The 20,823-nt window shown below is 62.7% G+C and carries 27 protein-coding genes; 1 reads left to right on the forward strand and 26 read right to left on the reverse strand.

The genetic code is table 11. The features are described from left to right. Positions 1 to 114: 114 nt before the first annotated feature. Positions 115 to 861, reverse strand: coding sequence for a Nif3-like dinuclear metal center hexameric protein (locus P3T18_RS34730; RefSeq protein ID WP_429304514.1), 747 nt, complete (start codon positions 859 to 861; stop codon positions 115 to 117). Between the two features lie 19 nt (positions 862 to 880). Between P3T18_RS34730 and P3T18_RS34735 the strand changes: the two genes are divergently transcribed. Beyond that, complete coding sequence (locus tag P3T18_RS34735; RefSeq protein ID WP_429304515.1) at positions 881 to 2,101, forward strand: Do family serine endopeptidase; 1,221 nt, start codon at positions 881 to 883, stop codon at positions 2,099 to 2,101. A gap of 163 nt (positions 2,102 to 2,264) precedes the next feature. On the opposite strand, the gene tatC is transcribed toward P3T18_RS34735, so the two are convergent. The 25 genes from tatC to P3T18_RS34860 form a co-directional block, all read right to left on the reverse strand. Then, a complete protein-coding gene (tatC, locus tag P3T18_RS34740) occupies positions 2,265 to 3,044 on the reverse strand; it encodes a twin-arginine translocase subunit TatC (protein ID WP_429304516.1) in 780 nt (259 codons plus the stop codon). 34 nt (positions 3,045 to 3,078) lie between these two features. Further along, on the reverse strand, positions 3,079 to 3,597 hold the full coding sequence (gene tatB, locus P3T18_RS34745; RefSeq protein ID WP_429304517.1) for a Sec-independent protein translocase protein TatB: 519 nt from the start codon (positions 3,595 to 3,597) through the stop codon (positions 3,079 to 3,081). Positions 3,598 to 3,636: 39 nt separating this feature from the next. Continuing rightward, on the reverse strand, positions 3,637 to 3,876 hold the full coding sequence (tatA, locus tag P3T18_RS34750) for a Sec-independent protein translocase subunit TatA (protein ID WP_429304518.1): 240 nt from the start codon (positions 3,874 to 3,876) through the stop codon (positions 3,637 to 3,639). A gap of 228 nt (positions 3,877 to 4,104) precedes the next feature. Then, positions 4,105 to 4,470, reverse strand: coding sequence for a histidine triad nucleotide-binding protein (locus tag P3T18_RS34755; protein WP_429304519.1), 366 nt, complete (start codon positions 4,468 to 4,470; stop codon positions 4,105 to 4,107). Positions 4,471 to 4,553: 83 nt separating this feature from the next. Further along, positions 4,554 to 4,949: a DUF4870 family protein gene (locus P3T18_RS34760; protein ID WP_429304520.1), complete on the reverse strand. Its 396-nt coding sequence runs from the start codon at positions 4,947 to 4,949 to the stop codon at positions 4,554 to 4,556. A gap of 94 nt (positions 4,950 to 5,043) precedes the next feature. Beyond that, complete coding sequence (locus P3T18_RS34765) at positions 5,044 to 5,418, reverse strand: phosphoribosyl-ATP diphosphatase (RefSeq protein ID WP_429304521.1); 375 nt, start codon at positions 5,416 to 5,418, stop codon at positions 5,044 to 5,046. Further along, complete coding sequence (gene hisI / locus P3T18_RS34770) at positions 5,415 to 5,825, reverse strand: phosphoribosyl-AMP cyclohydrolase (protein WP_429304522.1); 411 nt, start codon at positions 5,823 to 5,825, stop codon at positions 5,415 to 5,417. Before hisI ends, P3T18_RS34765 begins: the two co-directional genes overlap by 4 nt. A gap of 1 nt (position 5,826) precedes the next feature. After that, the gene (hisF, locus tag P3T18_RS34775; protein WP_429304523.1) at positions 5,827 to 6,600 is read right to left on the reverse strand and encodes an imidazole glycerol phosphate synthase subunit HisF; all 774 of its coding nucleotides are present in this window, start codon (positions 6,598 to 6,600) and stop codon (positions 5,827 to 5,829) included. Between the two features lie 100 nt (positions 6,601 to 6,700). Then, complete coding sequence (gene hisA / locus P3T18_RS34780) at positions 6,701 to 7,453, reverse strand: 1-(5-phosphoribosyl)-5-[(5-phosphoribosylamino)methylideneamino]imidazole-4-carboxamide isomerase (protein WP_054036624.1); 753 nt, start codon at positions 7,451 to 7,453, stop codon at positions 6,701 to 6,703. Positions 7,454 to 7,667: 214 nt separating this feature from the next. Then, on the reverse strand, positions 7,668 to 8,309 hold the full coding sequence (hisH, locus tag P3T18_RS34785; protein WP_429304524.1) for an imidazole glycerol phosphate synthase subunit HisH: 642 nt from the start codon (positions 8,307 to 8,309) through the stop codon (positions 7,668 to 7,670). Next, a complete protein-coding gene (locus tag P3T18_RS34790; RefSeq protein WP_429304525.1) occupies positions 8,306 to 8,926 on the reverse strand; it encodes a MarC family protein in 621 nt (206 codons plus the stop codon). The genes hisH and P3T18_RS34790 overlap by 4 nt, the downstream gene beginning before the upstream one ends. A 59-nt stretch (positions 8,927 to 8,985) precedes the next feature. Beyond that, positions 8,986 to 9,573, reverse strand: a complete 588-nt coding sequence (hisB, locus tag P3T18_RS34795) for an imidazoleglycerol-phosphate dehydratase HisB (RefSeq protein ID WP_429304526.1) — start codon at positions 9,571 to 9,573, stop codon at positions 8,986 to 8,988. Between the two features lie 96 nt (positions 9,574 to 9,669). Next, positions 9,670 to 10,740, reverse strand: a complete 1,071-nt coding sequence (gene hisC / locus P3T18_RS34800) for a histidinol-phosphate transaminase (RefSeq protein WP_429304527.1) — start codon at positions 10,738 to 10,740, stop codon at positions 9,670 to 9,672. Positions 10,741 to 10,925: 185 nt separating this feature from the next. Further along, entirely contained in the window at positions 10,926 to 12,248 is a 1,323-nt protein-coding gene (gene hisD / locus P3T18_RS34805; RefSeq protein ID WP_429304528.1) for a histidinol dehydrogenase, read from the reverse strand. A gap of 64 nt (positions 12,249 to 12,312) precedes the next feature. Next, complete coding sequence (gene hisG / locus P3T18_RS34810) at positions 12,313 to 13,008, reverse strand: ATP phosphoribosyltransferase (protein ID WP_408331794.1); 696 nt, start codon at positions 13,006 to 13,008, stop codon at positions 12,313 to 12,315. Then, a complete protein-coding gene (murA, locus tag P3T18_RS34815; RefSeq protein WP_429304529.1) occupies positions 13,005 to 14,267 on the reverse strand; it encodes a UDP-N-acetylglucosamine 1-carboxyvinyltransferase in 1,263 nt (420 codons plus the stop codon). The genes hisG and murA overlap by 4 nt, the downstream gene beginning before the upstream one ends. Before the next feature lie 111 nt (positions 14,268 to 14,378). Further along, a complete protein-coding gene (locus P3T18_RS34820) occupies positions 14,379 to 14,618 on the reverse strand; it encodes a BolA family protein (RefSeq protein ID WP_006052280.1) in 240 nt (79 codons plus the stop codon). A 15-nt stretch (positions 14,619 to 14,633) separates the two neighbouring features. Continuing rightward, entirely contained in the window at positions 14,634 to 15,398 is a 765-nt protein-coding gene (locus P3T18_RS34825; protein WP_429304530.1) for an ABC transporter permease, read from the reverse strand. Further along, entirely contained in the window at positions 15,395 to 16,327 is a 933-nt protein-coding gene (locus tag P3T18_RS34830) for an ABC transporter ATP-binding protein (RefSeq protein ID WP_429304531.1), read from the reverse strand. The genes P3T18_RS34825 and P3T18_RS34830 overlap by 4 nt, the downstream gene beginning before the upstream one ends. Positions 16,328 to 16,497: 170 nt before the next feature. Then, a complete protein-coding gene (locus P3T18_RS34835; RefSeq protein ID WP_429304532.1) occupies positions 16,498 to 16,791 on the reverse strand; it encodes an STAS domain-containing protein in 294 nt (97 codons plus the stop codon). Next, a complete protein-coding gene (locus tag P3T18_RS34840) occupies positions 16,788 to 17,420 on the reverse strand; it encodes an MlaC/ttg2D family ABC transporter substrate-binding protein (RefSeq protein ID WP_429304533.1) in 633 nt (210 codons plus the stop codon). Before P3T18_RS34840 ends, P3T18_RS34835 begins: the two co-directional genes overlap by 4 nt. A 114-nt stretch (positions 17,421 to 17,534) precedes the next feature. Next, positions 17,535 to 18,566, reverse strand: coding sequence for an MlaA family lipoprotein (locus P3T18_RS34845; RefSeq protein WP_429304534.1), 1,032 nt, complete (start codon positions 18,564 to 18,566; stop codon positions 17,535 to 17,537). Between the two features lie 11 nt (positions 18,567 to 18,577). Next, positions 18,578 to 19,129: an outer membrane lipid asymmetry maintenance protein MlaD gene (gene mlaD / locus P3T18_RS34850; RefSeq protein WP_429304535.1), complete on the reverse strand. Its 552-nt coding sequence runs from the start codon at positions 19,127 to 19,129 to the stop codon at positions 18,578 to 18,580. 91 nt (positions 19,130 to 19,220) lie between these two features. Then, the gene (mlaE, locus tag P3T18_RS34855) at positions 19,221 to 19,988 is read right to left on the reverse strand and encodes a lipid asymmetry maintenance ABC transporter permease subunit MlaE (protein WP_429304536.1); all 768 of its coding nucleotides are present in this window, start codon (positions 19,986 to 19,988) and stop codon (positions 19,221 to 19,223) included. After that, entirely contained in the window at positions 19,985 to 20,806 is an 822-nt protein-coding gene (locus tag P3T18_RS34860; RefSeq protein ID WP_429304537.1) for an ABC transporter ATP-binding protein, read from the reverse strand. The genes mlaE and P3T18_RS34860 overlap by 4 nt, the downstream gene beginning before the upstream one ends. Positions 20,807 to 20,823 lie beyond the last annotated feature (17 nt).

The raw sequence follows: 20,823 nt of genomic DNA on the forward strand, positions 1-20,823 counted from the left end.
GAAGCCCTTGATAACTCAGGGTTTCTCCGTACGGATCGCAAACTTTTTCACACCTCCTTTTAAGTGCTCCCTTCGTTATTCGCACCTTTTTCTTATGTAATTCGGATTTTTATTTCAAACGGGATTAGGGATATCGATAAACACGTGTTCGATATCGAATTGCTCGGAAAGATGTTTGCCGACGGCCTGCACGCCGAAGCGCTCCGTGGCGTGATGGCCGGCCGCGAGAAACGCCACGCCGCTCTCCGCGGACGTGTGCATCACCGACTCCGACACCTCGCCGGTCAGGTACACGTCGGCGCCCGCATTGATGGCGGCGTCGAACATGCCTTGCGCGGCGCCCGTGCACCAGCCGACCCGGCGCAGTTCGCGATCGGGGTCGCCGAATACGAGCGGCGTGCGGCCGAGCGTCTGCTCGATTTCCGCGGTGAAGTGCTCGAGCGTGATCGGCATGGGAAACGTGGCGAGCCAACCGAGGTCGTTCTCGCCGAAACGCGCGTCACTGATCCAGCCCATCTTCGCGGCGATCTGGGCGTTGTTGCCGAACTCGGGATGATCGTCGAGCGGCAGGTGATAGGCGAACAGGTTCACATCGTTGGCGATCAGCAGTTTCAGGCGCGCGTGTTTGCGCCCCGTGATCTGCGGCGCCTCGTTGCGCCAGAAGTAGCCGTGATGGACCAGCACGGCGTCCGCGCCCCAGTCGAGCGCGGCCTCGAGAAAGGCCACCGACGCGGTCACGCCGGTCGCGAGCTTATTGATGCGGCGGCGCCCTTCCACCTGCAGTCCATTGGGGCAATAGTCCTTGAAGCGCGCGGTTTCAAGAAGATTGTTCAAGTACAATTCAAGTTCGATCCGATCCATATAAACCTCTAGTCTTCAGATGCTTAGACGCTTTTGGCTGTTCTTTGCTCAAGCGGTGACCGTGCTGTTGGCGCTGATGTTCATCGTCGCGACCCTCAAACCGCAATGGCTTCAGCGTCAAGGGCAGTTCGGCAAACAGCTTGCCGAACCGATCGTCGCCCTCCGGGAAGTGGCGCCAGGCATCGGCAGCGGACCTGCACAGGCGTCTTATGCCGACGCCGCGCAGAAGGCCATGCCGGCCGTCGTGAACGTATTCTCCAGCAAGGATGGCTCACTGCCGCCAGACCCGCGGGCCAAAGACCCGCTGTTCCGCTACTTCTTCGGTGACAAGAACCGTAAGCAGCAACAGGAACAACCGGCCTCCAATCTGGGCTCTGGCGTGATAGTGAGTTCGGAAGGTTACATTCTAACGAACCAGCACGTCGTAGACGGCGCCGATCAGATCGAAATCGCGCTGGCCGACGGCCGCACCACGAATGCGAAAGTGATCGGCGTCGATCCCGAAACCGACCTCGCCGTGCTCAAGGTCAACATGACCAACCTGCCCACCATCACGCTCGGCCGCATGGACCAGACGCGCGTGGGCGACGTCGTGCTCGCCATCGGCAATCCGTTCGGTGTCGGCCAGACGGTCACCATGGGTATTGTCAGCGCGCTCGGACGCAATCACCTCGGCATCAACACCTTCGAAAACTTCATCCAGACCGACGCGGCCATCAACCCCGGCAATTCCGGCGGTGCGCTGGTCGACGTCAACGGCAACCTGCTGGGCATCAACACCGCCATCTATTCGCGCTCGGGCGGCTCGCTCGGCATCGGCTTCGCCATCCCGGTTTCGACAGCGCGCAGTGTGCTGGAAAGCATCATTACCACCGGCTCGGTGACGCGCGGCTGGATCGGCGTGGAGCCGCAAGACGTCACGCCCGAGATCGCGGAATCGTTCGGGCTGGAGCAGAAGTCCGGCGCGATCGTGGCCGGCGTGCTGAAGAACGGCCCGGCCGACCGCGCGGGCATCAAGCCGGGCGACATCCTGATAAGCGTGAACGGTCAGGAAATCACCGACACCACGCGCCTGCTGAACGTCATCGCGCAGATCAAGCCGGGCACGGCCGCCAAGGTTCACCTAGTGCGCAAGAGCCGCGAGATGGATCTGGATGTCACGATCGGCAAGCGCCCGCCGCCGCCCAAGCAACCGGCAGAAGGCGACGGCAGCGATCAGCAGGACGACGACGGCGGCTAGTGCGCGCTGCGGGCGTAAGACCTGAAAGCGGAAGTCTCGTCAGGTCTCACCCCACACACCACGCCTGACGCCAAAACGAAAAAAGGGCAGTCCATCACGGACTGCCCTTTTTGCTTGCATCTCATCTTTTCGCACCGGCTACGATCGGCGCCGGCGCCTCGGATCAATCCGGCGAACTCGCCTCTTCGACCACCACCGGCTGCTTACCCACGATCAACCGCGCCGCGATAATGCCCGCCTCGTACAGCACGATCAGCGGGATCGCTAGGATCAGCTGCGAGAACACGTCGGGCGGCGTCACCACGGCGGAAATCACGAATGCGCCGACGATCACGTACGGGCGGATTTCCTTCAGCTTCTTGATGGTCAGCACGTTCATGCGGACCAGCAGGACCACCACGATCGGCACTTCGAACGTGACGCCGAACGCGATGAACATGGTGAGCACGAAGCTCAGGTAATTGTCGATGTCCGTGGTCATTTCCGCGCCGAGCGGTGCGTTGTAATGCGCCATCACGCGGAAAATAGTCGGAAACACGACGAAGTAAGCGAACGCCATGCCGCACAGGAACAGCGTATAGCTGCTGCCCACCAGCGGCCCGACCAGTTTCTTCTCGTGCTGGTAGAGACCCGGCGCGACGAACGCCCAGATCTGGTACAGCACGATGGGCAACGCGATCACGAAGGCGACCAGCATGGTCACTTTCATCGGCACGAAGAATGAGCCGGTGACGTCGGTCACGATCATCTTGCCGTCCTTCGGCAAGTTCTGCATCAGCGGACGCGCCAGCAACCGGAAAATGTCCGGCGCCCAATACACGAGTCCAACGAACACCACGATGACGGCTAGACCGGCGCGGATAATGCGGTCGCGCAATTCAACGAGGTGGGAAATGAAGGTCTCTTCAGTGCCTTCGTCCTGGGTTTGCTGGGGGTCGCTCACACCGGCCCTCGGTTAGAGATTGTCGTTCTGATCATCAGAAGAACCGCGTCGGACGACGCATGGTGGCGGGCGTATGACGCGCCACGCGAGCCGCACCCGACTGCACACGCGTACGGCGCGCCGTGGCACGCTTGTACCACGTGGGCATGGCGGTCTGCTTGACGCGCCAGTTCTTGCGGCGCGGGCTTGCCGCCGGCGTGCTGGTCGGCCAGGACGAATTGCCGGCGTCTTCGAGCGCACCGCCCGCAATACTGGGCGACACCGAACTGCCGCTGTTCCACGCGTCGTTCAGCTCGGACTCGTGCTTGCGTAGATTGTCCTGAACCGACGTTTCGACATTGCTGGCAGCCGTCTCGAACTCGCTTTTCATACGACGCAGCTCGTCGAGTTCGATTTCGCGCGTCACTTCGGACTTGACGTCGTTGATGTACCGCTGCGCGCGGCCGAACAACGCGCCGGCCGTGCGGGCGACGCGAGGCAGGCGCTCAGGCCCGAGTACGACCAGCGCGACGACGCCGATCAGCGCCATCTTGGTTAGACCGAGGTCCAGCATGAAGTGGAATGTCCGTCAGTAACGCGGGTGAGCCGCGGCTTAGCGGTAATCGCCGGAACGCGGCGCTTTTTCTTTTGCGTCCACGTCGACCGCGCCGTTGCGCGGCAATTCGCGCTGTTGCGCTTCGGCGCCGGGCGTTTCCGCTTCCTTCATGCCTTCCTTGAAGCCCTTCACCGCGCCGCCAAGATCGGTGCCGATATTGCGCAGTTTCTTCGTACCGAACACGAGTGCCACGATTAGCAACACGATCAGCCAATGCCAAATGCTCAACGAACCCATGACTACTCTCCTTAACCCCGAGACCGCAACGTGATGCGGCAAAACTCTTGCGCCTTGCGGCGTGAACCGAAGCGCGTACGCTTCATCTATACGTTGCCGCAGGCTCTTTGGACTCAACCCGCGACACGGCATGTCATTGTGACAAGGCGATCGCGTCGCTGAAATTACAGTGCGGCAAATACAACGGCCGCGCTATTTTGCGTGACCAAAACTCGCCGCGCGAATGCCTTAGCCCATGCGCTGCCACGGACGCGGGCCCGCCAGAATATGCGCGTGCAGGTGATACACCTCCTGCCCGCCGCCCGGCCCCGTGTTGATGACCGTGCGAAAACCCGTTTCGCCGCCTGTGTACGCCACGCCCAGTTGATCGGCCAGACGTGCAACCAGCACAAGCATTCTACCAAGCAGCGGTGCATCGCTCGCGGTCGAGTCAGTGAGGGTGGGAATATGTTTGCGGGGAATCACCAGCACGTGCGTTTCGGCCGCCGGACGAATGTCGCGGAAGGCGACGAACTCTTCGTCTTCGTGGACTTTGGTCGACGGAATCTCGCCGGCGGCGATCTTGCAGAAAAGGCAGTTCGGGTCGTGGCTCATCGTATTCCTGACGCGGTAGAACTAAAACGCGGAGCGCATGACGCGGTTACACGAGCGGCGACTTCGCAGCGAGCGGAGCGCACTCAGAACCAGCCACGCGGATTCGCGAGCGGCTTGTTATCGTACAGATAGAGCCAGCCTTTGATAATACGGTACAACATCCAGATGCTGACGGCCCACAGAACCGGAATGCCGATCACGACGAACAGCAGAACGCCGCCGATCGCGTAACCCAGCAAAGCCATCCAGAACGAGCGGATCTGCCACTCGAAATGCGCTTCGTACGGCGTGCCCACCACGTCGGGCCGCTTCACGTAGTTGATGATGATCGCGATCAGGATCGTCAGACCGCCCGTCAGCCAATGAACCGCGTAGAGCGCATAGAGCACGTGGGTGAGCGTGCGCAGGCTGCGTTCGCGCTCGGGTTCGATCGCATTGCGATAGACCGGCGGCGGGTAGCTGTTTTGCGACTGTTCCATGCTTGCGTCCTCCAGAGGATGCGATCGGATGTGCTCAGTGCAAGTTGGGCGCCAAAGTCCGGCACTTCAAGCCGGCGCGGACGAATTCTCGCGTTCAGTCGCCGTTCTGCTCGCGCTCGCGGCTCTTGCGCAAGGCCTTCTCTTCGATGCCGGACATGCCTTCGCGGCGTTCGAGTTCGGCGAGCACGTCGGCGGGGCTCAGATCGAAATGCGACAGCATCACGAGGCAGTGAAACCACAGGTCGGCCACTTCACCCACCAGCGCCTTGGGCGCGCCGCCGTGACGGGTGTCCTTGGCGGCCAGCACGACTTCGGTGGCTTCTTCGCCGATCTTCTTCAGTACCGCGTCGTCGCCCTTGTGGAACAGGCGCGAGACATACGAAACGTCCGGATCGCCGCCCTTGCGGCTGTCGATGATGGCGGCGAGGCGCAGCAGCGTGTCGCCGGTATCTTGCGTGGATTGCGTCATTTGTAGATGTTTTCGGGGTCTTTCAGCACGGGATCGACAGCGACCCAGCCGCCGTCTTCCGCCGAGCCTTCGAATTTCTGGAAAAAGCACGAGTGCCGTCCGGTGTGGCAAGCAATGCCCGACACCTGTTCGACCTTCAGTAGAACGACGTCTTCGTCGCAGTCGAGGCGTACTTCGTGCACGTGCTGCACGTGGCCCGACTCTTCGCCCTTGAACCACAGCCGTTGGCGCGAGCGCGAGAAATACACGGCGCGGCCCAGCTCGACCGTCTTGGCGAGCGCCTCGCGGTTCATCCACGCGAACATCAGGACGTCGTTCGTCGACGCTTCCTGCGCGATCACCGGCACGAGGCCGTTCGCGTCCCACTTGACCTTGTCCAGCCAGTCCACTGCCGAGGGATTCACCACGTCACAACCTCACCGAAATGCCTTGATCGGCCATGAAGCGCTTGGCCTCGCCCACGGTGTGCTCGCCGTAGTGGAAGATGCTGGCGGCCAGCACCGCGTCGGCGTGACCGTTCTTGATGCCGTCTGCCAGATGCTGCAGATTGCCCACGCCGCCCGAGGCGATCACGGGAATCGGCACCGCGTCGGACACAGCCCGCGTCAGCGCGAGATCGAAACCGCTTTTGGTGCCGTCACGGTCCATGCTGGTGAGCAGAATTTCTCCGGCGCCGAGTTCGGCCATCTTGCGCGCCCACTCGACGGCTTCGAGGCCGGTGGCCTTGCGGCCGCCGTGCGTGAAAACTTCCCAGCGCGGCGTTTCGCCGTCTGCCGACACGCGCTTCGCGTCGATCGCGACGACGATGCATTGCGAGCCGTATTTGTCCGTGGCGTCGCGCACGAGTTGCGGATTCGCGACTGCCGACGAGTTCATGCTGATCTTGTCCGCGCCCGCGTTGAGCAGACGCCGCACGTCTTCGACCGCGCGCACGCCGCCGCCGACCGTGAGCGGAATGAACACCTGCGAAGCGACCGCTTCGATGATCGGCAGGATCAGATCGCGCTGATCGGACGTGGCGGTGATGTCGAGGAAGGTGAGTTCGTCGGCGCCCTGATCGTCGTACCGACGGGCAATTTCGACCGGGTCGCCTGCATCGCGCAGTTCGACGAAATTCACGCCTTTGACTACGCGTCCAGCCGTGACGTCGAGACAGGGGATGATGCGTTTAGCTAGAGCCATGATCTTGCAATTCTGCCAATACCGCTGATGAGGCCGCTCGCCGGAAACTTCACGAGCGGCGCTGTGCCGGCGCGACGCGGTCGCGCCAGGCCGCCCGTGCTCAGGCGTCGTCCGACTCGCGCAAACGGTCCGCGAGGGTTTGCGCCGCCGCGAAGTCCAGATCGCCCGAATAGATGGCCCGGCCGCAGATCACGCCTTCGATGCCTTCGTCTTCGACTTCGCACAGCGATTCGATGTCCGCCAGATTCGACAGACCGCCGCTTGCGATCACCGGAATCTTCACCGCGCGGGCGAGCCGCACCGTGGCTTCGATGTTGATGCCCTGGAGCATGCCGTCGCGGCCGATGTCGGTGTAGATGATCGACTCGCAGCCGTAGTCTTCGAACTTGCGCGCCAGATCCGCCACTTCGTGGCCGGTCAGCTTGCTCCAGCCGTCCGTGGCGACCTTACCGTCTTTTGCGTCCAGACCCACGATGATGTGGCCGCCGAACGCCGTGCAGGCGTCTTGCAGAAAGCCAGGATTCTTCACCGCCGCCGTGCCGATGATGACGTACGACAGGCCGTCGTCGAGATAGCGCTCGATCGTGTTCAGATCGCGGATGCCGCCGCCCAGCTGGACGGGAATCTCGCCACCGACTTCCTCGATGATCGCGCGGATCGCGTCTTCGTTCTTCGGCTTGCCGGCGAACGCGCCATTCAGGTCGACGAGATGCAGACGCCGGGCACCGCGGTCGACCCAGTGTCGGGCCATCGCCGCCGGTTCCTCGGAGAATATCGTCGCCTGGTCCATATCGCCTTGTTTGAGGCGTACACAGTGACCATCTTTCAGGTCGATGGCGGGAATCAGCAGCATAGCAATCGGGTGTTGTCTGGGAATGGGTTGAAGGTCGGCGGCAGCGGCTGGAGAGCCAGCCCGCCGTTACGCCGTTTCGCTAGTTTAGTACAACTCTTTCGGCGCCCTTGCGCGGCGCGTTGCGCGGGGGAATTCGTGGTGTTGCGGACACAACGTGCCACGGGCGCCCCGCTTGTGGCGGAACGGCGCGGGACGGCAGAGGACGAAAAGGCGTTCACGGGTTCCAGTGGACGAAGTTGCGGTACACGCGCAGCCCCGCTTCGGCGCTCTTTTCCGGGTGGAATTGGGTCGCGAAGATGTTATCCCGCGCCACCGCCGAGGTAAAGGGCACACCGTACACCGTTTCGCCCGCGGTATGGGCGGCGTTTTCCGGTGCGACGTAATAGCTGTGCACGAAATAGAAAAACGCGTTGTCGGCGACGCCGTCCCACAGCGGGTGCGGCTGCGCCTGACGCACGCGGTTCCAGCCCATCTGCGGGACCTTGAAGCGCGAGCCGTCGTCCTGCACCTGACCTTCCAGATCGAAGCGCAGCACCTTGCCCGGCAGCAGGCCGAGGCCCGGCGTGGCGCCCTCGGCGCTCCAGTCGAACAGCATCTGCTCGCCGACGCACACGCCCATCAGCGGCTTGCTGCGCGACGCCTCGACCACGGCTTCCTGCAAGCCCGACTCGGCGAGACTGCGCATGCAATCGGGCATCGCGCCCTGGCCCGGCAACACGACGCGGTCGGCCGAGCGGATCGCTTCGGGCCGGTCGACGATCGCCACGTCCGCTTCCGGCGCAGCCTTGCGCAAAGCCTGGGCGACCGAACGCAGGTTGCCCATTCCGTAATCCACAATCGCTATCGAAGTTTTCATTTCAAGTTAGGCAGCAATGCCTTCAATCCATCGACGATGAACTCCACCGCCAGCGCCGATAACATCAAACCCATGAGCCGCGTGCCGATATTGATACCCGTGCGACCCACCCAGCGGGCAATCGGTTCGGCCAGACGCAGCGAAAAAAAGCAGATCGCCGCCAGCACCGCGCCGATCGCGACCAGACTCAAACGGTCGTACCAATGCGGCGACCCGGCCGCGTAAATGATCGTCGTGCTGATCGCGCCGGGACCGGTCAACAGCGGAATGGCCAGCGGCACGACCGCAATGTTGTCTTTCTGCTCGGCTTCGTGGCGCTCTTCCGGCGTCGAGCGGCTATTGCCGATCTGCGCGTTCAGCATGTTGATCGCCATCAGCAGCATGATGATCCCGCCGCCCACTTCGAGCGAACCGACCGAAATACCGAAGAAGCTGATGATCTGCTGCCCGAGCAGCGTCGTGACCGCAATCACGCAAAACACGGAAATCGCCGCAATGCGGATGGTTCTGCGCCGCTCCACGTCGCTCTGGTTGGCCGTGAGGCTCATGAAGAACGGGATGGCGCCAACCGGATTGATCAGCGCCAGCAGCGAGATAAACGACTTCAGAATGTCCATGGCTCACCGGACGCGCACGCGAGGCCGGCCTTGGGTCGAATTCTGGTGAATGAGCAGGCTTAGAGACTGCCCTTGGTCGACGGAATCTGCCCCGCTGCGCGCTCGTCAAGTTCGACGGCCATACGGATCGCCCGCCCGAACGCCTTGAACACGGTTTCCATCTGATGATGAGCGTTCAGGCCGCGCAGGTTGTCGATATGCAAAGTCACGCCGGCGTGATTCACGAAGCCGCGGAAAAATTCGATGGAGAGATCGACGTCGAACGTGCCGATACGCGCACGCGTGAACGGCACGTGGAATTCGAGGCCCGGTCGACCGGAAAAGTCGATCACGACGCGCGACAGCGCCTCGTCGAGCGGCACGTAGGAATGACCGTAGCGGCGAATACCCTTTTTGTCGCCGATGGCCTTCGCAACGGCCTGACCGAGCGTGATGCCGACGTCTTCGACCGTATGGTGGTCGTCGATTTCGAGGTCGCCCTTTGCTTCGATGTCGAGATCGATCAATCCATGCCGCGCGATCTGGTCGAGCATGTGGTCCAGAAACGGCACGCCGGTGGCCAGCTTCTGCTGACCGGTGCCGTCCAGATTGATCTTCACACGGATCTGCGTTTCGCTGGTGTTGCGAACGACTTCCGCAAGGCGCATGGTAATTCCTCGAATCTAGCTAGAAAGCGATAGTAGTGTGGGATGGAGAAACAGCGGGCGGCGCCGACGCACTCGCCCAGCCGTTCGGTGTGCTGCTCAGTGCAGCACCAGTTTCAGTCCGGCAAGCAGCTGCTCGTTTTCTTCCGGCGAACCGACGGTCAAACGCACGCAATTGGCCAGCAATGGGTGCATTTTACTCACGTTTTTGATCAGAACCCGTGCGGCAAGCAGGGTTTCGAACGTAACAGCGGCGTCCGGCACGCGCACCAGCAGGAAGTTGCCCGCGCTCGGGAACACCTCGGCGCCCGGCAGCGCAGCCACGGCGCTCGCCAGTTTCGTGCGCTCTTCGCGCAGCTGATCGGCCTGAGCGTCGAGCACGTCGATGTGATCGAGCAGGAAATCCGCGGCAGCCTGAGTCAGCACGTTGACGTTGTACGGCGGGCGCACCTTGTCGAATTCGGTGAGCCAGGCCGGTTTGCCGGCGAGGTAGCCGAGACGGATGCCGGCGAGGCCGAGCTTGGATACGGTGCGCATCACGACCACGTTGTCGTACGCGTCGGCGCGCGGCAGCCAGCTTTGCTGCGCGAACGGCTGGTAAGCCTCGTCGATCACCACCAGGCTCTTGCTGGCCGCGGCGATGACGCGCTCCATGTCGGCGTCGTCGTACAGCGTGCCGGTGGGGTTGTTCGGATATGCCAGATAGATGATGGCCGGCTCGTGTTCGGCGATCGCGGCGAGCAGCGCGTCGACGTCGAGCGTGAAGTCGGCCTTCAGCGGCACGCCGATGAATTCCAGATTGGCGAGTTTCGCCGACATCGCGTACATCACGAAACCCGGCACCGGCGCGAGCACCTTGGCGCCCGGCTTGGCGCACGCCATCGACACCATGCTGATGATCTCGTCCGACCCGTTGCCCAGCAGCACGTCACAACCGGCCGGCACGCCCATCACGCGCTTGATTTTTTCGATCAGCGCTTCCGGCCGCGGCGCGGGATAACGATTCAGCGCAACACCGGCGAGATGTTCGCCGAGATGCGCGGCGAGCACCGGCGGCAGCGGAAACGGGTTTTCCATCGCGTCGAGCTTGATATAGCCGGAGGCGTCCGGAACCGGATAGCTCGTCATTGCGAGCACGTCGCGGCGGATGATGTCTTGAGGTGTCGTCATAAGTCAGCGGATCGGGCCGCAAGGGAGATACTGCCCGGCATTCGCGGTACGCGGTCCGCCGCCGGGCTGGTCTGTTTTATGGTTTTTAATGCAACGCGATATCTGTCGCCGGAGTCGCGGGCGTCGGCTCGATCGCCAGACTACGCCCACGCCGGTTCGGTACTTCAGGCGATCGGGCCCGGCCTTCAGCCGTTCTGGCGCATCCGGTATTCCGCACTGCGGGCGTGCGCCTGCAGACCTTCGCCATAGGCGAGTTCGGCGGCAATCTCGCCGAGCGTCTGCGCGCCCTCCGCGCTGACCTCGATCACGCTCGAACGCTTGAAGAAATCATAGACGCCCAAAGGTGACGAGAACCGTGCGGTACGAGACGTAGGCAGGACGTGATTGGGTCCTGCGCAATAGTCGCCGAGGCTCTCGCTGGTGTAGCGACCGAGGAAGATCGCGCCGGCATGGCGGATCAACTGGCCCCACTGATGCGGCTCCAGCGCTGAAATTTCGAGGTGCTCCGGAGCGATGTCGTTGGCGATCGCACACGCTTCCGCCATATCGCGCACCTTGATCAGCGCGCCACGGCCTTCGAGCGACGCCTGAATCACGTCGCGGCGCGGCATGGTGGGCAACAGTTCGTTGATGGCGTCATGCACGCGGCCAATGAACGCGTCGTCCGGACACAGCAGGATGGACTGCGCGAGTTCGTCGTGTTCGGCTTGCGAAAACAGGTCCATCGCGACCCAGCGCGGATCGGTCGTGCCGTCGCACAGCACGAGAATTTCCGACGGACCGGCGATCATGTCGATGCCGACCGTACCGAACACGCGACGCTTGGCCGACGCCACATACGCATTGCCCGGACCACAGATCTTGTCGACCTGCGGCACGGTTTCGGTGCCGTAGGCCAGAGCGCCCACGGCCTGCGCGCCGCCGATCGTGAACACGCGGTCCACGCCGCCCAGCAGCGCTGCCGCCAGCACCAGCGGATTCTTCACGCCGTCCGGCGTCGGCACGACCATGATGATTTCGCGCACACCAGCCACCCGCGCCGGAATTGCGTTCATCAGCACCGACGACGGATACGCCGCCTTGCCGCCCGGCACGTAAATACCCGCGCGATCGAGCGGCGTGACCTTCTGGCCGAGCACCGTACCGTCGGCTTCCGTGTACTGCCAGCTATGGCTGCCGCATTCGATTTTCTGCTTCTCGTGATAGCCGCGCACACGCGCCGCCGCAGCTTCGAGCGCCGCGCGGCGCTTCGGCTCGAGACTTTCGAGCGCGGCTTCGAGTTCCGACATCGGCAATTCGAGCGCCGCGAGGCTCCTCGCCTCGACGCGGTCGAAGCGATGGGTGTACTCCAGCACGGCCGCGTCGCCGCGCGTTTTCACGTCGTTCAGAATCTGCGCGACCGAGCGCTCGATTGCTTCGTCTTCGCTCGCCTCGAACGCGAGCACGGCGTGCAGCGACTTGTTGAAGTCGGGCGCGCTGGAATCGAGTTTGCGAATCTTGATAGGCATACGGGTATCCGTTTCGGTAAGGCGCGCTTAAAGCGTAATCAAACGAGCGGGGTCATGCTGGCTGTCAGGCCGCCGCGCCGGCTTTCGATGCGCGTTCGAAGGCGTCGAGGATCGGCCGCAGCGCGGCGCGCTTGAGTTTCAACGCCGCCTGGTTGACAACGAGGCGCGACGAAATCTGCATGATTTCTTCTACCTCGACCAGATTGTTGGCTCGCAAGGTATTGCCCGAGCTCACCAGGTCGACAATCGCGTCGGCGAGACCGACCAGCGGCGCGAGTTCCATCGAACCGTACAGCTTGATGAGGTCGACGTGTACGCCTTTGGCGGCAAAATGCTCGCGAGCGGTCTCAACGTACTTGGTTGCAACCCGCAAACGCGCCCCTTGACGGACCGCGTTCGCATAGTCGAAACCGGCGGCCACCGCGACCGACATCCGGCAACGCGCAATTTCCAGATCGACCGGCTGATACAGACCGCTGCCACCGTGCTCGAGCAGCACGTCTTTGCCCGCCACGCCGAAATCGGCGGCGCCGTATTCGACATAGGTCGGCACGTCGGTGGCGCGCACGATGATCACGCGCACGTTGGCGTCGGTGGTCGGCAGGATCAGTTTGCGCGAGGTTTCCGGGTCTTCGGTCACTTCGATGCCGGCGGCCGCGAGCAAAGGCAGCGTCTCTTCGAAGATACGCCCTTTCGACAAGGCCAGCGTGAGCGGCGCGCTCACTGCCGGCGAAGACGACGTCTGCGGCATCGAACTCATGCCTGGCTCCCCGAGATACGCCGCACCTTTGCGCCGATCGCGTTGAGCTTGGTTTCCATACGGTCGTAGCCGCGATCCAGGTGATAGATACGGTCGATCAGCGTTTCGCCTTCGGCACGCAGCGCAGCAATCACGAGACTCGCCGACGCGCGCAGGTCGGTTGCCATGACCATGGCGCCCGACAGTTTCTCGACGCCGGTCACGAGCGCGGTGTTGCCGTCGATCGTGATGTTGGCGCCGAGGCGGTTCAATTCCTGCACGTGCATGAAGCGATTTTCAAAGATCGTTTCGACGACTTGCGAGGTGCCTTCCGCGATCGTGTTCAGCGCCATGAACTGCGCCTGCATGTCGGTCGGGAACGCCGGATATTCCGAGGTGCGGAACGTCACCGCGCTCGGACGCTTGTCCATGCGAACGCGCATCCACGTGTCGCCTTCTTCGATCGACACGCCGGCTTCGCGCAGCTTCTCCGTGACGGCTTCGAGGATCAGCGGACGCACCTGACGCAGCGTGACGTCGCCACCGGCAGCCGCGACCGCGCACAGGAACGTGCCAGCTTCGATGCGATCGGGGATGACCGTGTGCTTCGCGCCATGCAGTTTGTCGACGCCCTGAATCACCAGACGGTCCGTGCCGATGCCGTCGATCTTCGCGCCCATCGCGACCAGCAGATGCGCGAGATCGCCCACTTCCGGTTCACGCGCGGCGTTTTCGATCACCGTTTCGCCTTCGGCCAGCACGGCGGCCATCAGCAGGTTTTCCGTACCGGTGACGGTAATCATGTCCGTCACGATGCGTGCGCCCTTCAGGCGCTTCGCGCGGGCTTCGATGAAGCCGTGCTCGATCGTGATCTCGGCGCCCATCGCCTGCAGACCCTTGATGTGCTGGTCGACGGGACGCGCGCCGATCGCGCAGCCGCCCGGCAGCGACACGCGCGCGTGCCCGAAGCGCGCGACCAGCGGGCCGAGCACGAGGATCGACGCGCGCATGGTCTTCACCATTTCGTACGGCGCAACGACGTTCTCGACCTTCGAAGCGTCCAGCGTCACGCGACCCTCGCCGCTCTCGATGCGCACGCCCATCTGGCCGAGCAGCTTGAGCATGGTGCGAACGTCCTGCAGATCGGGCACGTTGTCCAGATGGACCGGCTCCGCGCTGAGCAGACTCGCGCACAGGATCGGCAATGCCGCGTTCTTGGCACCCGAGACAACGACTTCACCCGAAAGCGGGTAACCACCTTCAATGACGAGTTTATCCATGCCTGTCAGTTCCTGATTGCCCCGAGCTTCGGTGGGGACTGCTTTGACCGTGTTCGACGCGCCGGCACCGGCGTCGCGTCCTTCTTGAGTAATTCGCACTAAATTTCCAGATTACGCGTTCTGCCATTCGGCGGGCGTCAGCGTCTTCATGCTGAGCGCGTGGATTTCTTCGCGCATGCGGTCGCCGAGCGCCGCGTACACGAGTTGATGTCGCTGGATCAGACGCTTGCCTTCAAAGCTCGGCGAAACGATGGTCGCAAAGAAATGCTGACCGTCGCCTTCGACTTCGAGATGCTGGCAGGCAAGCCCCGCCGCGATGTATTGCTTGACCTGTTCGGGAGTCGGCAACATGAGAAAAGCTCCTGATCAGTGGCGCAGTTTGTAGCCGGAAGCGAGCATGCGCATCGCTATCACAGCCAGCACCACGAAGAAACCGGCAACGATCGCCAGGCTCGCGAGCGGATTGATATCCGACATCCCGAAGAAACCGTAGCGAAAGCCGTCGATCATGTAGAAAAAGGGATTAAGCCGCGATACTTCGCGCCACACCGGCGGCAGCGTGTGCGTGGAGTAGAACACGCCCGACAGGAACGTGAGCGGCATGATCAGAAAATTCTGGAACGCTGCGAGCTGGTCGAATTTCTCGGCCCAGATCCCGGCGATCAAGCCCAGCGTGCCGAGAATCGCCGCGCCGAAAATAGCGAACGCAATGATGTACAGCGGCGCGCTGAAACTGACCGGCACGAACCAGATCGTCACGATGAACACGCCGAAACCGACCGCCAGACCGCGCGCCACGGCAGCCAGCACATAGGCGCCGAACATCTCGTAGTGCGACAGCGGCGGCAACAGCACGAACACCAGATTGCCGGTGATCTTGGACTGGATCAACGAAGACGAGCTATTGGCAAACGCATTCTGCAGCACGCTCATCATCACGAGACCCGGAATCAGAAAACTCGTGTATTCGACTCCCGGATAAACCTGCACGTGACCGCGCAGCGCGTGGCCGAAAATAGTCAGGTACAGCAGCGCCGTGATGACCGGCGCCAGCACGGTCTGGAAGGCGACTTTCCAGAACCGCAGAATCTCTTTGTAGAACAGCGTGCTGAAACCACTGTAACCGCTCATGCAAGCCCCTCGATCACTTCAGGACCGTTCATTACCTGAACGAACACATCTTCGAGGTCGGCTTTGCGCACCTCGATTTCTTCGAACGTGCAGCCGGCTGCACGGCACTGCGCGAGAATCCGCTCGACGTCGTCGTAGCTGGCGAGCCGCAGCAGATGCTGACGGCCGTTGCCATTGCCCGCGCCGCTTTCCACTTCGAGCGGACGCAGGTCGGCAGGCAGCACGCCTTGAGCAAAACGCAGGAAGAGTTGCATGCCCGCGAAGCGTTGCAGCAGCGCGCTGGTACGTTCGAGCGCCACGACTTCGCCGCGCCGCAGCATGGCGATGCGGTCGCAGAGCGATTCGGCTTCTTCCAGATAGTGCGTGGTGAGGACGATCGTGTGGCCTTCGCGATTCAGGCGGGAGATGAATTTCCACAGCGTCTGACGCAGTTCGACGTCGACACCCGCGGTCGGCTCGTCGAGCACGATGACCGGCGGCCGATGCACCAGCGCCTGCGCCACCAGCACGCGTCGCTTCATGCCACCGGACAGCGCGCGCATGTTGGCGTCGGCTTTGTCGGTGAGGTCGAGGTTGGCCATGATCTCGTCGATCCACGCGTCGTTGTTGCGCAGACCGTAGTAGCCGGACTGGATGCGCAAGGTTTCGCGCACGGTGAAGAACGGATCGAATACGAGTTCCTGCGGCACCACGCCGAGCGCACGGCGCGCGTCGCGGAAATCGCTGACGACGTCGTGCCCGCGAACCGCGATGCTGCCTTCGTCGGCACGCGCGAGGCCGGCAAGAATACTGATGAGCGTCGTTTTGCCCGCGCCGTTCGGACCGAGCAGCCCGAAGAACTCGCCTTCTTCCACCGTGAGGCTGACGCCCTTGAGCGCCTGCAAATCTTTGTAGCGCTTTTTGACGTTACGAATTTCTATGGCTGACATGACTGTGGGCCGCGTGCGGCGCGGCACCTAAAGGAGCCCGAAAGGGGGCGCAAAAATGCTGGAAGGAACGGAATTGGGGCCGGTTATCTGCCCCAAAAAACGTTTGATTATAGGGCAAAAATCGGCAGCCCCGAGTCGGCGGGGGGACCGGAAGACGACGCGTCAGAGCGTCAATGTCGTGCGGAGATGAGGCTGTCGACGCCGTAGGCGTGCGCGAGGCTGGCGAGACCAGCCGGCAGATTGACGATCTCGAACTGGACGCCGCGTGCCTGGGCGGCACGCTCCCAGGCGAGCAGAACAGCCAGTGCCGACGAATCGAATTGCGCGAGCGGCGCGCAATCCACACCGCCCGCGCCCGCTGCGATACGTTGCAGACCCGCCGCGAGCGCGGCTGTCGCGCTCTCGTGGGTCAGCGTCGCGCCGCTCTCGAAGCGGTTCGCGACCGGGTTGCGCACTTCGCTCACGACTGCTTGCCCGCAGCGAGTTGCTGGTTGCGCTGCGTGAGGAACTGGATCAGTCCGTCGACGCCCTTCTGCTGGATCTGCTCGTTGAACTGCTGCTGGTAAGCCTGGATCAGCCACGCGCCGAGCACGTTGATGTCATACACGCGCCAGCCTTGCGGCGTCTTGTACAGACGGTAGTCGAGTTCGATCGGCGAGCCGTTGTTCATCACGACCGAGCGCACGACGGTGTCGGTGTCGTCCGGATTCATGCGGAACGGCTTGTACTGGATCTGCTGGTCGCGTACTTGAGCCAACGCGCCCGAGTACGTGCGGATCAGCAGCATCTTGAACTGTTCGACCACCTGATTCTGCTGTTCAGGCGAAGCCGTGCGCCAGTTACGGCCCATGGCCAGTTGCGTGGTACGGCGGAAGTCCGTGTACGGCAGGATCTTTTCGTTGACGAGCTTCGTGATGTGCGAGATGTCGCCTTGCTGGATGGACTTGTCCGCACGCACTGCATCGATCACCTGTTGCGTGACCGTCTTGACCAGGGCGTCCGGCGCGTTGCTGTCCACCGTCTGCGCCGACGCGCCAGCGCTGACGAACGAGAACAACGCCGCAAACAACGGAATCAGGAAGAATTTTTTCATATCGAGCCTTGCCTTAAAAATAGTGCAACCGTTTGAGCCGACATTAGCACGCGAGTTCAGCAGCAATCCATGCGCAAACTGCGAGAGTCGTATCGATCTGTTACGGCCGCACGATCAACGCAATTTGAATGACGGGAAATTGAAGCGCGTGGGCGGCACCAGCTGACCCGCCGGAATCTGCGTGGTCTCCGGACCGCCGTTCATATCCAGCGGCGGCGTCTCCGAGGTACCGGAAGCCGCTTGCGGCGCTGCGGCACCCGCCGACGCTGCCTGCGGCGGTGTTGCTGCCGTGGCGCCCGACGCCGGCACCGCCTTCGCGGCTTCAGCAGCCTGCGTGCCTGCCGTACCCGTCACGGCGCCCGCCGGTGCAGCCGCGCCGCCGTCGACGTCGTCGTATTTCGGCAGCGGTGCTTCGTCGCCGTAGTTGGGCAATGCCTGCGACTGCTTACCGTCCGACAGCAAATACTGACGGCGTTGCAGATAGGCATTACGCACGAACGAGTATTTGTCGAGCGCTGCGCCTTCCAGTACGTCGCTCGCGCTCAGAAGATTCGCGCGTGTATTGACGATGTTCAGGCCGTACAGCGCCCAGCTCAAACCATCCGGATGAATGTAGCTGAGCGGATTCACATAGTAATTGCCGATCGACCCCACGGCGTCGCGCACCGTGCTCGGCCCGAACAGCGGCAACACGAGATACGGACCCGCCGGCACGCCGTAATGACCGAGCGTGAGACCGAGGTCGTTGTCGTGCTTGGGCAGCTTGGCGAGCGTGGCCACGTCGAACAGACCGCCGAGACCGAACACCGTATTGATGACCACACGCATGATGTCTTCGACACCGTCGGTGATCTTCAACTGCAGCAGGTTGTTCGCCGCGATGTAGACGTCGCCGATATTCGAGAAGAAGTTGGTGACGCTGTCGCGCACCGGCTGCGGCGTCGCCCACACGTAGCCCTTGGCAACCGGCTTCAGCGCGTACTCGTCGAGCTTGTCGTTGACGGTGAAAATGGTGCGGTTCAGACCTTCCAGCGGATCGCCCTTGGTCGGCGTTTGCACGGTCGTACAACCGGCAAGCGCTGCCACCGCGACGGCAAGTCTGGCGATTTGGAAGGCGCGCGCGCCCCCGATGCGTGTGGACTGCATTCTTATTCTCCTTATTGACCGGCCGCGCCGGAGGCGGGCACGGTCGGCGCTGCAGGTGCGGGGACTGCCGCAGGTGCCGGCGAACTCGCGCCCGGCTTCGATGCGCCCGAGTCGGCAGCTTTGCTATACAGGAATTGACCAATCAGGTTTTCCAGCACGATCGCCGACTGAGTCATCGAGATCGTGTCGCCTGCCTTGAGCATTTCGCTGTCGCCGCCGGGCTCGAGCCCGATGTATTGCTCACCCAGCAGCCCCGAGGTCAGGATCTTGGCCGAAGTGTCTTTCGGAAACGGGTATTGCTTGTCGATATCGATCGTGACGACCGCTTGATACGCATTGCTGTCGAAGCCGATCGACGCGACCCGGCCGACCGTCACGCCCGCGCTTTTGACAGGCGCGCGGGCCTTCAGACCACCGATATTGTCGAACTTGAGTTTGACCGGGTACGTTGCCTGAAAAGACAACGAGCTCATGTTGCCGGCCTTCAGCGCCAGAAACAGCAACGCAACGAAACCCAACACCACGAACAGGCCGACCCAGAAGTCGAGAGCAGTCTTTTTCATCGTCATCCCAAAGTGAATCCGCCGCGCCGTTGCCGCTCCCGCCGTGCGCGCTGCAAAGCGCGCCTGCTGACGGGAAACGTGCGACGCAGACTTAGCTGAACATCAGTGCGGTCAGCAGAAAATCGAGGCCGAGCACGGCAAGCGATGCGTACACGACCGTTTTGGTCGTAGCGCGCGAAACGCCTTCCGGCGTCGGCTTGGCTTCATAGCCTTGAAACAGCGCCACGAAAGTTACCGCGAGGCCGAACACCACGCTTTTGATGACCCCGGCGCCCACGTCGCGCCAGACATCGACGCCGCCTTGCATCTGCGACCAGAACGCGCCGGCATCGACGCCGATCAGCAGCACGCCCACCACGTAACCGCCGAACACGCCGACGGCGCTGAAAATGGCGGCGAGGATCGGCATGGAAATGATGCCCGCCCACAAGCGCGGCGCGACCACGACCTTGACCGGGTCCACGGCCATCATTTCCATGGCCGTGAGTTGCTCGCCCGCTTTCATCAGGCCGATTTCCGCCGTGAGCGACGTGCCGGCGCGACCGGCGAACAGCAACGCCGTCACCACCGGACCCAGCTCGCGCACCAGCGAAAGCGCCACCAGCAGACCGAGCGCCTGCTCGGAACCGTAGCGGTTCAGCGTGTAGTAACCCTGCAAACCCAGCACGAAGCCGACGAACAGCCCCGACACCGCGATGATCACCAGCGAATAATTACCTACGAAGTGGATCTGCTTCGTGACAAGACGCGGACGGCGCAGCAGCGGGAAAAATTCGAGCAGCAGCCGCAGAAAGAAACGCGTGGCGTAGCCGGCCGTGCCCAGCCCACCGATCACCGAGCGACCGATCGCACTGATCATGACTGACCTCCGCCAATGCCGAAGTCCGCCGCCAGCGGCGTCTTGCTCGGATAGTGAAATTTGAAGGGACCGTCCGGCGCGCCGTCGATGAACTGGCGCACCGTGGCATCGGTCGAGGCCCGCAGCTCGGCGGGCGTGCCCTCGGCGTGGACGCCGCCGTTGGCAAGGAAATAGACGTAGTCGGCGATGGCGAACGACTCGGGCACGTCGTGAGTGACGAGAATCGAGGTGGCGCCCAGCGCCTGATTCAGCGCGCGGATCAGGTTCGCGGTGATGCCGAGCGAGATCGGGTCGAGGCCGGCGAACGGCTCGTCGTACATCATCAACTCGGGATCGAGCGCGATGGCGCGTGCCAGCGCGACACGCCGCGCCATGCCGCCGGAAATCTCGGAAGGCAGCAGATCGCGCGCGCCGCGCAGACCGACCGCGTTGAGCTTCATCAGCACGAGGTCGCGGATCAGTTCTTCGGGGAGGTCGGTGTGTTCGCGCAGGGCAAACGCGACGTTCTCGAACACCGACATGTCGGTGAAGAGCGCGCCGAACTGGAACAGCATGCCCATTTTGCGGCGCAGCGCATACAGGCCGTCGCGCGTCTGGCGGCCGATGTCCTGGCCTTGAAAAAGGATCTGGCCGCGCTGCGCGCGCACCAGTCCGCCGATCAGACGCAGCACCGTGGTTTTACCGCAACCCGAGCCGCCCATGACCGCGACGACCTGACCACGCTTGAAGCGCAGATTCAGGTTCGACAGGACGAGCCGGTCGGCGTAACCGAAGTCGACGTCACGCAGCTCGAGTAAGGTCTCGGGGGAGGAAGACACGAAACTGACAGTCCTTT

This window comes from Paraburkholderia sp. GAS199 (genome assembly GCF_050436585.1).
Lineage (GTDB): Bacteria > Pseudomonadota > Gammaproteobacteria > Burkholderiales > Burkholderiaceae > Paraburkholderia.